At 61.0% G+C, this 14,321-nt stretch carries 11 protein-coding genes; 4 read left to right on the top strand and 7 right to left on the bottom strand.

From position 1 onward, the window contains the following. Window positions 1-39 precede the first annotated feature (39 nt). Window positions 40-1,038 (bottom strand): D-cysteine desulfhydrase, encoded by a 999-nt coding sequence (locus tag AC3I65_RS25250; RefSeq protein ID WP_488524256.1) that lies wholly within the window; start codon window positions 1,036-1,038, stop codon window positions 40-42. Window positions 1,039-1,528: 490 nt separating this feature from the next. Here AC3I65_RS25250 and betT point away from each other — a divergent pair, with 490 nt between their 5' ends. After that, on the top strand, window positions 1,529-3,490 hold the full coding sequence (betT, locus tag AC3I65_RS25245; RefSeq protein WP_488524335.1) for a choline transporter BetT: 1,962 nt from the start codon (window positions 1,529-1,531) through the stop codon (window positions 3,488-3,490). Window positions 3,491-3,502: 12 nt separating this feature from the next. On the opposite strand, the gene AC3I65_RS25240 is transcribed toward betT, so the two are convergent. Further along, a complete protein-coding gene (locus AC3I65_RS25240) occupies window positions 3,503-4,243 on the bottom strand; it encodes an SDR family oxidoreductase (RefSeq protein WP_188251756.1) in 741 nt (246 codons plus the stop codon). A 272-nt stretch (window positions 4,244-4,515) separates the two neighbouring features. On the opposite strand from AC3I65_RS25240, the gene mgrA reads away from it, so the two are divergent. Next, window positions 4,516-5,553, top strand: coding sequence for an L-glyceraldehyde 3-phosphate reductase (gene mgrA / locus AC3I65_RS25235; protein WP_047226838.1), 1,038 nt, complete (start codon window positions 4,516-4,518; stop codon window positions 5,551-5,553). 108 nt (window positions 5,554-5,661) lie between these two features. Here mgrA and gshA read toward each other — a convergent pair whose 3' ends face one another. From gshA to AC3I65_RS25220, 3 genes are all read right to left on the bottom strand, one after another. After that, window positions 5,662-7,245 (bottom strand): glutamate--cysteine ligase, encoded by a 1,584-nt coding sequence (gene gshA / locus AC3I65_RS25230; RefSeq protein ID WP_160894040.1) that lies wholly within the window; start codon window positions 7,243-7,245, stop codon window positions 5,662-5,664. A gap of 272 nt (window positions 7,246-7,517) precedes the next feature. Then, complete coding sequence (locus AC3I65_RS25225; RefSeq protein ID WP_047226840.1) at window positions 7,518-7,901, bottom strand: PaaI family thioesterase; 384 nt, start codon at window positions 7,899-7,901, stop codon at window positions 7,518-7,520. Continuing rightward, entirely contained in the window at window positions 7,901-10,225 is a 2,325-nt protein-coding gene (locus AC3I65_RS25220) for a Tex family protein (protein ID WP_047226841.1), read from the bottom strand. Before AC3I65_RS25220 ends, AC3I65_RS25225 begins: the two co-directional genes overlap by 1 nt. 353 nt (window positions 10,226-10,578) lie before the next feature. Here AC3I65_RS25220 and ompR point away from each other — a divergent pair, with 353 nt between their 5' ends. Both ompR and AC3I65_RS25210 read left to right on the top strand, forming a co-directional pair. Beyond that, on the top strand, window positions 10,579-11,319 hold the full coding sequence (gene ompR, locus AC3I65_RS25215; RefSeq protein WP_025211284.1) for an osmolarity response regulator transcription factor OmpR: 741 nt from the start codon (window positions 10,579-10,581) through the stop codon (window positions 11,317-11,319). A 113-nt stretch (window positions 11,320-11,432) separates the two neighbouring features. Beyond that, window positions 11,433-12,746 (top strand): ATP-binding protein, encoded by a 1,314-nt coding sequence (locus AC3I65_RS25210; protein ID WP_047226842.1) that lies wholly within the window; start codon window positions 11,433-11,435, stop codon window positions 12,744-12,746. Window positions 12,747-12,868: 122 nt separating this feature from the next. Here AC3I65_RS25210 and rimK read toward each other — a convergent pair whose 3' ends face one another. Both rimK and rimB read right to left on the bottom strand, forming a co-directional pair. After that, a complete protein-coding gene (rimK, locus tag AC3I65_RS25205; protein ID WP_047226843.1) occupies window positions 12,869-13,774 on the bottom strand; it encodes a 30S ribosomal protein S6--L-glutamate ligase in 906 nt (301 codons plus the stop codon). After that, entirely contained in the window at window positions 13,771-14,253 is a 483-nt protein-coding gene (gene rimB, locus AC3I65_RS25200; RefSeq protein ID WP_025211286.1) for a retropepsin-like aspartic endopeptidase RimB, read from the bottom strand. The genes rimK and rimB overlap by 4 nt, the downstream gene beginning before the upstream one ends. Between the last annotated feature and the right edge of the window lie 68 nt (window positions 14,254-14,321).

The following is a 14,321-nucleotide window of genomic DNA, read 5'->3' as shown; positions in this document are numbered from 1 at the left end:
ATGGAATGAAAAAAGTCCCCTGTGGGAGCGAGAACTTCACTACGCCTGGAACGCCGCGTTATACGCAAACAACGCCGGTGCGCCGCCGGTATGCAGGAAGATGATCGGGCCCTCGTCGAAGCGGTCGCGACCCACCCCATCGAGCAGGCCGGCCATCGCCTTGCCGGTGTAGACCGGGTCCAGCAACAGGCCCTCCAGGCCAGCCAGCAATTTGACTGCCGCCAACGTACCGGCATTGGGTTCGCCGTAGCGGGGGCCGAAGTATTCGTCCCACAGGTTCACCCTGAAGGCCTCTGGAAGCGATACATCGAGCAACTGGGCGGTGCGTTCGGCCAAGCCCTGGACCTTGGGGCGCTGGTCTTCTTCGCTGCGAGACACCGTTATGCCAATCACGGGAAGTTGCCCCAGCGTTTCACTGAGCGCCAGCGTCAGGCCGCTGTGCGTCCCGGCGCTGCCCGAAGCCAGCACCACGGCAGCGAAATTCAGGCCGGTGTCCTTGATTTGCTCGGCCAGCTCAAGCCCGGCGCGTACATACCCCAGCGCACCCAGAGCGTTTGAACCGCCAATCGGTACCAGATAGGGCTTCTTCCCATTGCTGCGCAGGCGTGCGGCGAGGGCTTGCAACTGCTCGTCGGCGTTATCCAGGTTTTCTACCAATTCGACCTTGGCGTCGAACAGCTCCAGCAGCAGCCGGTTGCCGTTGCTCAGGTAGTTGCTGTCTTCGGTGCCGATGGGGTTTTCCAGCAGGGCCACACAGCCCAGGCCCAGCTTTGCCGCCAGCGCGGCAGTCTGGCGCACATGATTGGACTGGATCGCCCCGGCGGTGATGAGGGTGTCGGCACCTTGAGCCAGGGCGTCGGCGGCCAGGTATTCGAGCTTGCGCAGCTTGTTGCCGCCCAGCGCCAGAGGCGTCAGGTCATCGCGCTTGATATAGATATCGCGACCGAGCCAGGAGGAAAGACGGTCGAGTTTTTCCAGGGGAGTTGGATGACCGAGCAGGTCGAGACGGTTAAAGCGCGCCAGCTGTTGTTTGATCATGGGGTCGTACTGGTTGCAGGAAATCCATGGACTATAGGCACGCCGATATTGATGGGCAACCGCCAATCGTTTGCCGGGGCGTAAATGGGGACGCATGAGAGGTGAGCACCGAAAACCTGTGGCAGCGAGCCTGCTCGCGATCGCGGTGTGTCAGCGAATGGATGTACCCACTGAACCACCGCGATCGCGAGCAGGCTCGCTCCCACAGGGGCTGTGTTATGTCTGTTGAACACTGAACGAATGCTCTCCAGGCAACGTCATACCCTCCCGTAGGCTAGCGTAGGAAACATGCCATCCAGCCGTGCGATTAGTCCTTAGCTACCTATTCATGTTTAACTTGAACGTTCATTCAAGTTAAACCGTCGGTTTGCTGCCCGCTCACAACAGGAGGCTTGCCTTTGCCGAGTCCGTTTTCGATTTTCACGATTCCGCTTTCCGGGGTACATCGCTCATGAGTGCCTCGTCCCTTCCACCCAGCGGCCTGGTCCGCATGAATCCGCCGGTTTTTTACTTTGCCGCGACCTTCATTCTGCTGTTCGGCCTGGTGGTCATCGCCGTGCCGGAGCAGGCGGGTGCCTGGCTGCTGGCGGCGCAGAACTGGGCGGCCAATACGGTCGGCTGGTATTACATGTTGGCGATGACCCTGTATCTGGTCTTCGTGGTGGTCACCGCCTTGTCCGGCTACGGCAAGATCAAGCTCGGTGCCGACCACGACGAGCCCGAATTCAGTTACCTGTCCTGGGCTGGCATGCTGTTCGCTGCCGGTATCAGCATCACGCTGTTTTTTTTCTGTGTCTCCGAACCGCTGACCCATCTGGTTCAGCCACCGCAAGGCGAGGCCGGTACCGCAGATGCCGCGCGCCAGGCCATGCAGATCCTGTTTCTGCACTGGGGCCTGCACGGCTGGGGCGTGTTTGCTTTCGTCGGCATGGCCCTGGCGTACTTTGCCTACCGGCACAATTTGCCGCTGGCCCTGCGTTCAGCGCTGTACCCGCTGATCGGTAAACGTATTAACGGTCCCATCGGCTACGCGGTGGACGGCTTCGGCATCATCGCGACCGTGTTCGGCCTCGGCGCGGACATGGGGTTTGGGGTGCTGCATCTCAATTCCGGGCTCGATTACCTGTTCGGCATCGCCCATACCCAGTGGATTCAGGTCGGCCTGATCGTGCTGATGATGGGCGCGGCAATCATTGTGGCGGTGGCCGGTGTCGATAAAGGCGTGCGGGTCATGTCCGACATCAACATGCTGCTGGCCTGCGCATTGCTGCTGTTCGTGCTGTTTGCCGGACCTACCCAGCATTTGCTCAACACGTTGATCCAGAACATCGGCGATTATCTCGGCGCCCTGCCGATGAAGAGTTTTGACGTGTATGCCTACGACGAGCCCAGCGACTGGCTGGGCGGCTGGACGGTGTTCTACTGGGCCTGGTGGATTGCGTGGTCGCCGTTCGTGGGGTTGTTCATTGCGCGCATTTCCCGTGGGCGCACTATCCGTGAGTTCGTGTTTGGCGTGCTGCTGATTCCCCTTGGCTTCACCCTGGCGTGGATGTCGATCTTCGGTAACAGCGCCATTGACCAAGTGCTGAACCACGGCATGAGTGCCCTGGGTATATCGGCCCTGGAAAACCCGTCGATGAGCCTTTATTTGCTGCTGGAAACCTATCCATGGAGCAAGACCGTCATCGCGGTCACCGTGTTTATCAGTTTTGTGTTCTTCGTCACGTCAGCCGACTCCGGCACCGTGGTGCTTTCCACGTTGTCGGCCAAGGGCGGCAACCCCGATGAAGACGGGCCCAAATGGCTGCGGGTGTTCTGGGGGGCGATGACTGCCCTGGTGACCAGCGCATTGCTGTTCTCCGGCAGTATCGATGCCTTGAAGTCGGCAGTGGTGCTGACGTCCTTGCCGTTCTCGCTGATTCTGCTGCTGATGATGTGGGGCCTGCACAAGGCGTTTTACCTCGAGTCCCAGAAGCAGATTGCGCAGTTGCATTCGCTGGCGCCGGTGTCGGCTTCTCGACGGGGTACGGGCGGCTGGCGACAGCGCTTGAGTCAGGCGGTGCATTTCCCGTCCCGCGATGAGGTGTACCGTTTTCTCGACACCACGGTGCGCCCGGCCATCGAAGAGGTGAAGGCGGTGTTCGCCGAGAAAGGTCTGACAGTGGTGACCCAGCCAGACCCGGCCAACGACAGCGTCAGCCTGGAAATCGGCCACGGCGAGCAGCATCCGTTCATCTACCAGGTGCAGATGCGCGGCTACTTCACGCCGTCCTTCGCCCGCGGCGGCATGGGCTCCAAGGAACTCAACAACCGCCGTTACTACCGCGCCGAAGTGCACCTGAGCGAAGGCAGCCAGGACTACGATCTGGTGGGTTATACCAAGGAGCAGGTCATCAACGACATCCTCGACCAATACGAGCGGCACATGCAGTTCCTGCATCTGGTGCGCTGATCGGGCGAAACCTCAGACCAGGCCGCCGTTGGCTCGCAGAATTTGCCCGTTCACCCAGCCGGCGGCCGGGCTGACCAGGAAGGATATGATGCTGGCGATGTCCTCCGGCTGGCCGAGGCGTTCCAGGGGCGGCATTTTGGCGAAGTTCTGGATCTGTTCTTCGCTCTTGCCATGCAGGAACAGTTCGGTAGCAACCGGGCCGGGCGCCACGGCGTTGACCGTGATCTGGCGGCCGCGCAGTTCCTTGGCAAACACCTGTGTCAGTGACTCGACGGCGGCCTTGCTGGCGATGTACACCGAATAACCGGGCAGGTTCAGGCCAACGGTGCTGCTGGAAAAATTCACGATCCGGCCACCGTCGTTCAAACGGGTTGCGGCTTCGCGCAGGGTGTTGAAGGTGCCGCGGGTGTTGATGGCGAACGTCTGGTCGAACAACTCGTCACTGTGCTGGGCCAAGGGCATCACTTGCAGGGTACCCGCGTTATTGATCAGCACATCCACCTTGCCCAGTTGCGCTTCGGTTTCATCGAACATCCGCCGGACGTCGACGGCAGAGGACACATCTGCCTTGATCGCTATGGCTTGGTGACCGGCCTGGCGCAATTGCACCACCAGCTTCGACGCTTCGGCGGCGCTGTTGGCGTAGTTAATGGCGACGGCAAAGCCATCGAGGGCCAATTGCTTGGCGATTTCGGCACCGATGCCGCGGGAAGCGCCGGTTACGATGGCAACTTTGGCGGTTGGAGAGGGCATAGGAGGGCTCCTTTTGAAGTGGATGACGCCAGATTCACATGTTTACCCTCAGCGATAAATGCCCGACGGCTGCCTTGACTGTTCAGTAATTACAAACAATACCCGCGCTGCATGACGCCTCGTTGATTGGCCGATGCGTGGCCAATCTGCGGCAGATCACCTGCGCCGGCAGCCAGCCCCCACACCTGATATGCGAACTTTCGGCCTGACGAATGCGTCTGTGAGGTGTTAGCTTGCCCCTTGTACCAGCCACCCGAACAGAGAGCCTTTCGATGACCTACACCGCTGCCGAAAACCGCTACGAGTCCATTCCTTACCGCCGTGTCGGTCGCAGCGGGCTGGTGCTGCCGGCGCTGTCGTTGGGGTTGTGGCACAACTTCGGCGACAGCACGCCGATCGACACGCAGCGTTCGCTGCTGCGTACGGCGTTTGATCTGGGTATCAATCACTTCGACCTGGCCAACAACTACGGCCCGCCCTACGGCAGCGCCGAGATCAATTTTGGTCGGTTGCTGCGCGAAGACTTCAAGCAGTATCGCGATGAGTTGATCATCTCCAGCAAGGCCGGTTGGGACATGTGGCCGGGTCCTTACGGCCAGGGTGGTGGTTCGCGCAAGTACGTGTTGGCCAGCCTGGACCAGAGCCTGCAACGCCTGGGCCTGGACTATGTGGATATCTTCTATTCCCACCGCTTCGACCCCGACACCCCGCTGGAAGAAACTGCCAGTGCGCTGGCCACGGCTGTGCAGCAGGGCAAGGCGTTGTACATTGGCATCTCTTCGTATTCCGGGGTGAAGACTCGGGAAATGGCTGCGCTACTCAAAGAGTGGAAGGTCCCACTGCTGATCCATCAACCGGCCTACAACCTGCTTAATCGCTGGGTGGAAAAGGACCTGCTGGACGCCACCGATGAACTGGGCACGGGTGTGATTGCCTTTACGCCGTTGGCCCAGGGCCTGCTGACCGACAAGTACCTCAAAGGCATTCCGGCCGATGCGCGGGTCAATCGCCCGGGTGGTGGTTCGTTGCAGGCTTCGCACCTGTCGCAGGAGAACATCGCCCATGTACGCGCCCTCAATGAAATTGCCCAGCGTCGCGGGCAAAGCCTGGCGCAAATGGCCCTGGCCTGGACCCTGCGCGACGCACGGGTAACCTCTGCGCTGATCGGCGCCAGTCGGCCGGAGCAGATTATCGAGAACGTCGGGGCGTTGAAGAACCTGAGTTTTAGCGCTGAAGAACTGGCGCAGATCGACCGGTTTGCCCAGGAGGGCGGGATCAATCTGTGGGAGAAGCCTTCGTCGGCGGAGTAGTGACTTGAGCCAATCAGCCGATCCGCCAGAAATGGCCGGCTGTACACAAAACCCTGTGGGAGGGAGCTTGCTCCCTCCCACAGGTGTTCGCTCGTCGGCGAGGTGTGCCTAGTTACTGATTGCCAGGATGCTCGCCTGGTACGCCCCTACAAACACATCGAAATCCCCCACTTCGTTCTGCTCAAGCTCGGCTTGCTGAGCCAGGGATTGACGAGCGTTTTCTTCGAATGCGCTCTGTTCCTGGGCAGGCAACGGCTCGGCGCGGAAGAATTCGGCGTGGGCCTTGCTCTGGCGCAGGGAGAACTGGGCGAAACTTTCCTGGTGTTCTGCCATGGCCGCCAGCACTTGGGCGGAGGGGGTCAGTGACGGGTCCCGCACCTTCGCCAATTGCGCGTCCAGTGCCTGGCGGTGGGCGTCGCCCCCCTGGCTCTCGTCGAGCAGCGAGGCCAATGGCGCGATCTTCTCCAGAAGCTCGATAGCCCAGGCTTGCATGTCCACCGATTGCCCTTGGCGTTGCAATTGCAAACCTGGCCGACGGCCTTCCTTGACCACGGTCAGGAAGTTGTTCGTCGCATTGCTGCATTCGTTGTTTTCCAGGAGCGGACTGTCGTTCAGACCGCAATACAGCAGGAAAGCATCGAGGAAGCGCGATTCGGTGAGGTCGATGCCCATCGGCAGGAAGGGGTTGATGTCCAGGCAACGGACTTCGACGTACTGGATGCCTCGAGCCATCAACGCCTGGATCGGGCGCTCGCCGGTATAGGTCACGCGTTTTGGGCGGATGTTGGAGTAGTACTCGTTTTCGATCTGCAAAATATTGGTGTTGAGCTGCACCCACTCACCATTCTTATGCGTGCCGACTTCGACGTAGGGCGCGTACGGTGTCGCCACCGCCTTGCGCAGGCTGTCGGTATAGCTTGCCAGGTCGTTGTAGCAGGGGGTCAGGCCGGCCTGGGCGTTGCTTTGGTAACCCAGGTCGCTCATGCGCAGGCTGGTGGCGTACGGCAGGTACAAGGTGTCCGGATCCAATTGTTCCAACTGGTGCGGACGGCCGCGCAGAAAGCCGGCATCCAGAGCCGGCGAGGCACCGAACAGGTACATCAGCAACCAGCTGTAGCGACGGAAATTACGGATCAGCGCGATGTAGGCCGATGACTGGAAATCACGATCGCTCGCTTCAACGGCTTCGGCCTGACGCAGCAGCGGCCAGAGTTTTTCCGGCAGGGAAAAGTTGTAGTGGATCCCGGCGATGCATTGCATGGTCTTGCCATAGCGCAGGGCCAGACCCTGGCGGTAGACATACTTGAGCCGACCGATGTTCGAGGTGCCGTAATACGCGATCGGGATGTCTTCCTCCGCCGGCAGCGGGCACGGCATCGAAGGGCTCCACAGGTACTCGTTGCCGAGCTTGCTGTAGGCAAACCGGTGGATCTTGTCGAGGCTGTGCAAGGTATCGGCCACGTCAGCCTGGGCCGGGGTGATGAACTCCAGCAGCGACTCGGAATAGTCGGTGGTGATCTGCTCGTTGGTCAACGCCGAGCCCAGGGCCTCGGGGTGCGGGGTCTGCGCCAGATGCCCTGTGTCCGTGACGCGCAGGCATTCACGTTCGATGCCGTGCAGGCACTGCTCGAGCAGGGAGAGGTTGGCGCGCTCGCCGAGCAGAGCCAGGCGGCGGTTTAAAAGGTCGCTCAAGTTGAATTCCTTCACGCGTCAGTCGCCCCAATATGGGGGTGGTCACGACGGTCTACAAGGGTGAAGTTAAAACTGGCGTTTTCGCCTGGTTTTTGTGTGGCCAAAGACAATTCGTCGCGGCCCCTCTGTGGGAGCGAGCCTGCTCGCGATAGCGGTATGTCGGTCAACTTTACATTGACTGGTCCACCGCTATCGCGAGCAGGCTCGCTCCCACAGGGGATATCGATGCCGCATTCGCAGCGCCGAAATTAACCCAAATCGATGACAGGGAGCTATAGGACTGCGAACGTGCCTTGTGCTTTTGCGACCAGTTTGTCGCCTTGCATCACCTCGGCCTCAACCACCAGCGTGCGCCGACCCGGGTGGATGACCCGGGCCGTGCAGAGCACCTCACCGTCGGAGACGGCGCGAATGTAGTTGATCTTGCATTCGATGGTCGCGCTCTGCTGGTCAAAGCCGTGGACACTGGAACAAGCCAGGCCCATGGCGATGTCCACCAGGCTGAACAGCGCGCCGCCGTGCAGCTTGCCGCCACGGTTGCGCAGCGGTGGCTCAAGGCTCAGGGCGACTTGCGCCACCCCGTCCCCCAGGCTGTGCAGACGGCAGCCGAGCAGCTTGAAAAACGCGCTTTCCACCAACCCGGCTGGCGCGTCCATCAGCGTTTCTTCAACTGCTTGGCGTTGGCGAACAGCGAGGCCATGGCGTTGTTCGCCGGGGCCGCAGTGGCGGTTTCCTTGCGCGGCGCGGTGTTCTGCGACTGGCGCGGTGTCGAGCCCGGACGAGCGCCGCGGGCACCGTCGACCTTCTCGCCCGGTGTGTCACTCATGCGCATCGACAGACCGACGCGTTTGCGCGGGATGTCGACTTCCATGACCTTCACTTTCACCACATCACCGGCCTTCACCGCTTCGCGCGGATCCTTGATGAATTTCTCCGACAGCGCGGAGATGTGCACCAGGCCATCCTGGTGCACGCCGATGTCGACGAAGGCCCCGAAGTTGGTGACGTTGGTCACCACGCCTTCGAGGATCATGCCCGGCTGCAGGTCCTTGAGGTCTTCGACGCCGTCCTGGAACTCGGCGGTCTTGAACTCGGGGCGTGGGTCGCGGCCGGGTTTCTCCAGTTCCTGAAGAATGTCGGTCACGGTGGGCAGGCCGAAGGTTTCGTCGGTGAATTTTTTCGGGTCCAGGCGCTTGAGAAACGCGGCGTCACCGATCAGCGAACGGATGTCGCGGTCGGTCTGGGCGGCGATGCGTTGCACCAGCGGATAGGCCTCAGGGTGGACAGCCGACGAATCCAGCGGGTTGTCGCCGTTCATGACCCGCAGGAAGCCGGCGGCCTGTTCGAAGGTTTTTTCACCCAGGCGCGGGACTTTCTTCAATGCGGCGCGGGTCTTGAACGCACCGTGTTCGTCGCGGTGGGTGACGATGTTCTGCGCCAGCGTGGCGTTGAGGCCGGAGATGCGCGCCAGCAGCGCTACCGAAGCGGTGTTCACATCCACGCCCACGGCGTTCACGCAATCCTCCACGACGGCGTCCAGGCCCCGGGCCAGTTTCAACTGGGAAACGTCGTGCTGGTACTGGCCGACACCGATGGATTTCGGATCGATCTTCACCAGTTCCGCCAGCGGGTCCTGCAGGCGACGGGCGATGGACACCGCCCCGCGAATCGACACGTCCAGGTCCGGGAACTCCTTGGAGGCCAGTTCCGACGCCGAATAAACCGAAGCGCCGGCCTCGGAAACCATGACCTTGGTCATCTTCATGGCCGGGTATTTCTTGATCAGTTCGGCGGCCAGTTTGTCGGTCTCCCGGCTGGCGGTGCCGTTGCCGATGGCGATCAGGTCCACCGAATGCTTGGCGCATAGCGCGGCGAGCACGGCGAGGGTCTGGTCCCACTTGTTATGCGGCACATGGGGGTAGACCGTGGCATGGTCCAGCAGCTTGCCGGTGGAGTCCACCACGGCCACTTTGCAACCGGTACGCAGGCCCGGGTCCAGGCCCAGGGTGGCGCGCGGCCCGGCCGGTGCGGCCAGCAGCAGGTCGTGCAGGTTGTGAGCGAAGACGTTGATCGCTTCTGTCTCAGCGTTGTCGCGCAGCTCGCCCAGCAGATCGGTTTCCAGGTGGGTGTAGAGCTTGACCTTCCAGGTCCAGCGCACCACTTCGGCCAGCCATTTGTCGGCGGCGCGGTTCTGGTTCTGGATGCCGAACTGCTGGCCGATCATGCCTTCGCACGGGTGCATGGTGCCGGGCAACTCATCGCCCACCTTCAGCGCGGAGCTGAGAATGCCTTCGTTGCGGCCGCGGAAAATTGCCAGGGCGCGGTGGGACGGCATGCTCTTGAGCGGTTCGTCGTGTTCGAAGTAGTCGCGGAACTTGGCGCCTTCTTCTTCCTTGCCGGCGATCACGCGGGCGCTGAGGGTGGCTTCCTGCTTGAGGTAATTGCGCAGTTTTTCCAGCAGGTTGGCGTCTTCGGCGAAGCGTTCCATAAGGATGTACTTGGCGCCTTCCAGCGCGGCTTTCACGTCCGCCACACCTTTTTCGGCATCGACGAAACGCGCGGCTTCGGTTTCCGGGGACAGGGTCGGGTCGTTGAACAGACCGTCGGCCAGCTCGCCGAGGCCTGCCTCCAGGGCGATCTGGCCCTTGGTGCGGCGTTTTTGCTTGTAGGGCAGGTACAGGTCTTCGAGACGGGTCTTGGTATCGGCCAGCTTGATGTCACGCTCAAGTTGCGGGGTCAGCTTGCCCTGTTCCTGAATGCTGGCCAGGATGCTGACGCGCCGCTCGTCGAGTTCTCGCAAGTAGCGCAGACGCTCTTCCAGATGACGCAATTGAGTGTCATCGAGGCTGCCGGTCACTTCTTTGCGGTAACGGGCGATAAAGGGCACCGTGGAGCCCTCATCCAGTAGCGCGACGGCCGCTTCGACCTGTTGTGGGCGTACGCCGAGTTCCTCGGCGATGCGGCTGTTGATGCTGTCCATAAAACCACCTGAAAAATTGTGAAATCAGACTCGCCACCGCAGAAACCGGGCTCGGCGAACTGGTTGAGCGGCCTGGCGTGCGCCGCTGCCTGGGTCAAGAGGCTGCCTGTTGACCCGCGAAATTCAGAAAGTGCTGCCTGGCAAGGGAAAAAACGATGGGTCGGGATCACGATCCGACATTCCCTGGCACAAAAGGCCGCGCATTATAACCAGCGTTGCGTTCTTAGGGGCGTCGTGGTCTGTAGGCTCGACACCCGGTTGACTGGAGATAGAGGAAAAATCTGCTAACAATGCACACGGTGCGTATAACGGCAGCTAGGCCATAATGCGCGCCGAGATCAAAGGAGCTTCCTATGAGCAGCACTGCACAAACTGCTGAAGGCGAAAAAATTCTTATTGTTGACGACGATCCGGGGCTGAGCAGCCTGCTGGAGCGCTTTTTCGTCAGCAAGGGCTACCGTGCCCGCACCGTACCGAACACCGAGCAAATGGATCGGCTGCTGGCCCGTGAGGTCTTCAACCTGGTGGTCCTCGACCTGATGCTGCCAGGTGAAGACGGTTTGACAGCCTGCCGTCGCCTGCGTGGCGCCAACAACCAGATCCCGATCATCATGCTCACGGCCAAGGGCGATGAGCTGAGCCGTATCAAGGGTCTGGAACTGGGCGCTGACGATTACCTGGCCAAGCCGTTCAACCCGGACGAGCTGATGGCCCGGGTCAAGGCGGTGTTGCGTCGTCAGTCGGCCCCGGTGCCTGGCGCCCCGGGCAGCGAAGATGAAAGCGTGACCTTCGGCGACTATGAACTGTCCCTGGCCACTCGCGAGCTCAAGCGCGGCGATGAAATACACATGCTCACCACCGGTGAGTTCGCCGTGCTCAAGGCCCTGGTGATGAACGCCCGTCAGCCGCTGACCCGCGACAAGCTGATGAACCTGGCCCGTGGCCGTGAATGGGATGCGCTGGAGCGATCCATCGACGTGCAGATTTCCCGTCTGCGCCGGATGATCGAGCCTGATCCTTCCAAGCCGCGATATATCCAGACTGTCTGGGGCGTGGGTTATGTATTCGTGCCGGATGGCGCCGCCAGCAAGTGATCGGTGATTTGTAGGAGCGGGTGGCCTGGCGGGTTGAATTTCTTCCTGCAGGCGACTCGCGGTCCGTTATTGTGCGAGCATCGCTCGCTCCTGCAAGTGTGTAGCGGCTATTCATGAAAACCCCCGTTTGGTTCCCCCAGAGCTTCTTCTCCCGCACCCTCTGGCTGGTGCTGATTGTCGTGCTCTTTTCCAAGGCACTGACGCTCGTCTACTTGCTGATGAACGAAGATGTGCTGGTGGACCGGCAGTACAGCCATGGCGTTGCCTTGACCCTTCGAGCCTATTGGGCTGCCGACGAAGCCAACCGGGAGAAGATCGCCGAAGCGGCTACCCTGATCCGGGTGGTTGGCGCCGGCGTGCCGGAAGGCGAACAACACTGGCCTTACAGCGAGATCTATCAACGGCAGATGCAGGACGAACTCGGCGCCGATACCGAAGTGCGCTTGCGTATGCACTCGCCTCCGGCGCTGTGGGTCCGTGCGCCGAGCCTGGGGGATGGCTGGTTGAAGGTACCGTTGTACCCCCACCCGTTGCGCGGCCAGAAAATCTGGAACGTGCTTGGCTGGTTCCTGGCCATCGGCCTGTTGTCGACCGCTTCGGCGTGGATCTTCGTCAGCCAGCTCAATCAGCCGCTCAAGCGTCTGGTCTACGCGGCCCGACAATTGGGCCAGGGCCGTAGCGTACGATTGCCCATCAGCGACACTCCCAGTGAAATGACCGAGGTGTACCGCGCTTTCAACCAGATGGCCGAGGACGTCGAGCAGGCCGGACGCGAGCGTGAACTGATGCTTGCAGGCGTCTCCCACGACCTGCGCACACCGTTGACCCGTTTACGGCTGTCGCTGGAGTTGATGGGCGAGCACACCGACCTGACCGATGAAATGGTCCGCGATATCGAAGACATGGACGCGATTCTCGATCAGTTCCTGGCGTTCATTCGCGACGGTCGGGACGAGTCCGTGGAAGAAGTCGATCTCAGCGAGCTGGTACGGGAAGTGGCCGCGCCCTATAACCAGAACTGCGAAAAAGTGCACCTGCGCCTGGAGCCGATCCAGCCGTTCCCGCTGCGCCGGGTGTCGATGAAGCGATTGCTGAATAACCTGATCGGCAATGCCTTGAATCACGCCGGCACGGGTGTCGAAGTGGCGGCTTATGTTTCCGGTGATACCAGCGCACCTTATGTGGTGCTCAGCGTCATGGACCGTGGTGCCGGGATTGATCCGTCGGAACTGGAAGCTATTTTCAACCCCTTCACCCGGGGCGACCGTGCCCGGGGCGGAAAAGGCACGGGATTGGGCCTGGCCATTGTCAAGCGCATCGCTTCGATGCACGGCGGCAATGTCGAATTGCGCAACCGCGCCGGTGGTGGTCTGGAAGCGCGGGTGAGGTTGCCGTTGGGGCTGTTGTTGCCTAGGGATGCGGTATAGGGATACACCCGTTTGCTCAAGAACTGATGTGGGAGCGAGCTTGCTCGCGATAGCAGTGGATCAGCAGCATTGATGTTGACTGACACGCCGCCATCGCGAGCAGGCTCGCTCCCACCTATGAGTTAACCCTTACCCTTGGTCCGGGTCATGTTCGGCCCGCCGTTTTTTTCCAGATGCTCGATGATGATCCCCGCCACGTTCTTGCTCGTGGTGGTTTCGATCCCTTCCAGGCCCGGCGAGGAGTTGACCTCCATCACCAGCGGCCCGTGATTGGAACGCAGGATGTCTACACCCGCCACGGCCAGGCCCATGACTTTAGCGGCGCGCAGGGCAGTCATGCGCTCTTGCGGCGTGATCTTGATCAGGCTCGCGCTACCGCCGCGATGCAGGTTGGAGCGAAATTCCCCGGGTTTGGCCTGGCGCTTCATCGAAGCGATCACCTTGTCGCCGACCACGAAGCAGCGAATGTCCGCGCCGCCGGCTTCCTTGATGTATTCCTGGACCATGATGTTCTGCTTCAGGCCCATGAACGCTTCGATCACCGACTCGGCGGCCGTCGCGGTTTCACACAGCACTACGCCGATACCCTGGGTGCCTTCCAGCACCTTGATGACCAGTGGCGCGCCGTTGACCATGGCAATCAGGTCGGGAATGTCGTCGGGAGAGTGGGCAAAACCGGTCACCGGCAAGCCGATCCCACGGCGCGACAACAATTGCAGCGAGCGCAACTTGTCCCGGGAGCGGGCGATGGCCACGGACTCGTTGAGGGGAAATACTCCCATCATTTCGAACTGGCGCAACACGGCGCAACCATAGAACGTTACCGACGCACCGATGCGCGGGATCACCGCATCGAACCCTTCCAGCGGCTTGCCACGGTAGTGGATCTGCGGCTTGTGGCTGGCAATGTTCATGTAGGCGCGCAGGGTATCGATCACCACCATTTCATGGCCACGTTCGGTCCCGGCTTCAACCAGGCGACGAGTGGAATACAGACGCGGATTACGCGACAGCACAGCGATCTTCATGCAACACCTGTGGCAGAGGTAGTGGACACCGGGAACACCGGCTTGTCTTGAACGTATTTGATGCCCGGATTGACCACCAACTGGCCGTCGATCAAGGCTTTGGAACCCAATAACAGGCGATATCGCATGGACTTGCGGCAGGCAAGCGTGAACTCGACTCGCCAGATCCGATCCCCCAGTGCCAGCGTCGTGCTGATCACGTAGCGAACCTGAGCGTGGCCGTTGGAGCTTTTTATCGTTTTGCGCGCCACCAATGGGGCTTCGCAGCGACGATGGCGCAACTGCACCACCGTTCCCAGATGCGCGGTGAAGCGCACCCATTTTTCACCGTCGCGCTCGAACGGCTCGATGTCGGTGGCGTGCAGGCTGGAGGTGCTGGCGCCGGTGTCGATTTTTGCCCGCAGGCCCGCGACACCCAGATCCGGGAGCGCCACCCACTCGCGTAGACCGACAACGGTCAGATGGTCAAAAGTCTTCAATAAAAAAACCTGCGATCAGTACATCGGATCGTGGAGCCCGCGAATCGCGGTATTCACGCAGAATAATC

The organism is Pseudomonas sp. N-1-13, from assembly GCF_057787095.1.
The sequence above is the reverse complement of the archived record's forward strand: the minus strand, read 5'-3'. Positions and strand labels throughout refer to the sequence as shown.

Excerpts from the sequence above, each read along its gene's own strand:
- rimK (WP_047226843.1), bottom strand. The coding sequence starts at position 13,774 with ATGAAGATCGCTGTGCTGTCGCGTAATCCGCGTCTGTATTCCACTCGT.
- ompR (WP_025211284.1), top strand. The coding sequence starts at position 10,579 with ATGAGCAGCACTGCACAAACTGCTGAAGGCGAAAAAATTCTTATTGTT.
- AC3I65_RS25210 (WP_047226842.1), top strand. The coding sequence starts at position 11,433 with ATGAAAACCCCCGTTTGGTTCCCCCAGAGCTTCTTCTCCCGCACCCTC.
- betT (WP_488524335.1), top strand. The coding sequence starts at position 1,529 with ATGAATCCGCCGGTTTTTTACTTTGCCGCGACCTTCATTCTGCTGTTC.
- AC3I65_RS25250 (WP_488524256.1), bottom strand. The coding sequence starts at position 1,038 with ATGATCAAACAACAGCTGGCGCGCTTTAACCGTCTCGACCTGCTCGGT.
- AC3I65_RS25225 (WP_047226840.1), bottom strand. The coding sequence starts at position 7,901 with ATGGACGCGCCAGCCGGGTTGGTGGAAAGCGCGTTTTTCAAGCTGCTC.
- AC3I65_RS25220 (WP_047226841.1), bottom strand. The coding sequence starts at position 10,225 with ATGGACAGCATCAACAGCCGCATCGCCGAGGAACTCGGCGTACGCCCA.
- AC3I65_RS25240 (WP_188251756.1), bottom strand. The coding sequence starts at position 4,243 with ATGCCCTCTCCAACCGCCAAAGTTGCCATCGTAACCGGCGCTTCCCGC.
- mgrA (WP_047226838.1), top strand. The coding sequence starts at position 4,516 with ATGACCTACACCGCTGCCGAAAACCGCTACGAGTCCATTCCTTACCGC.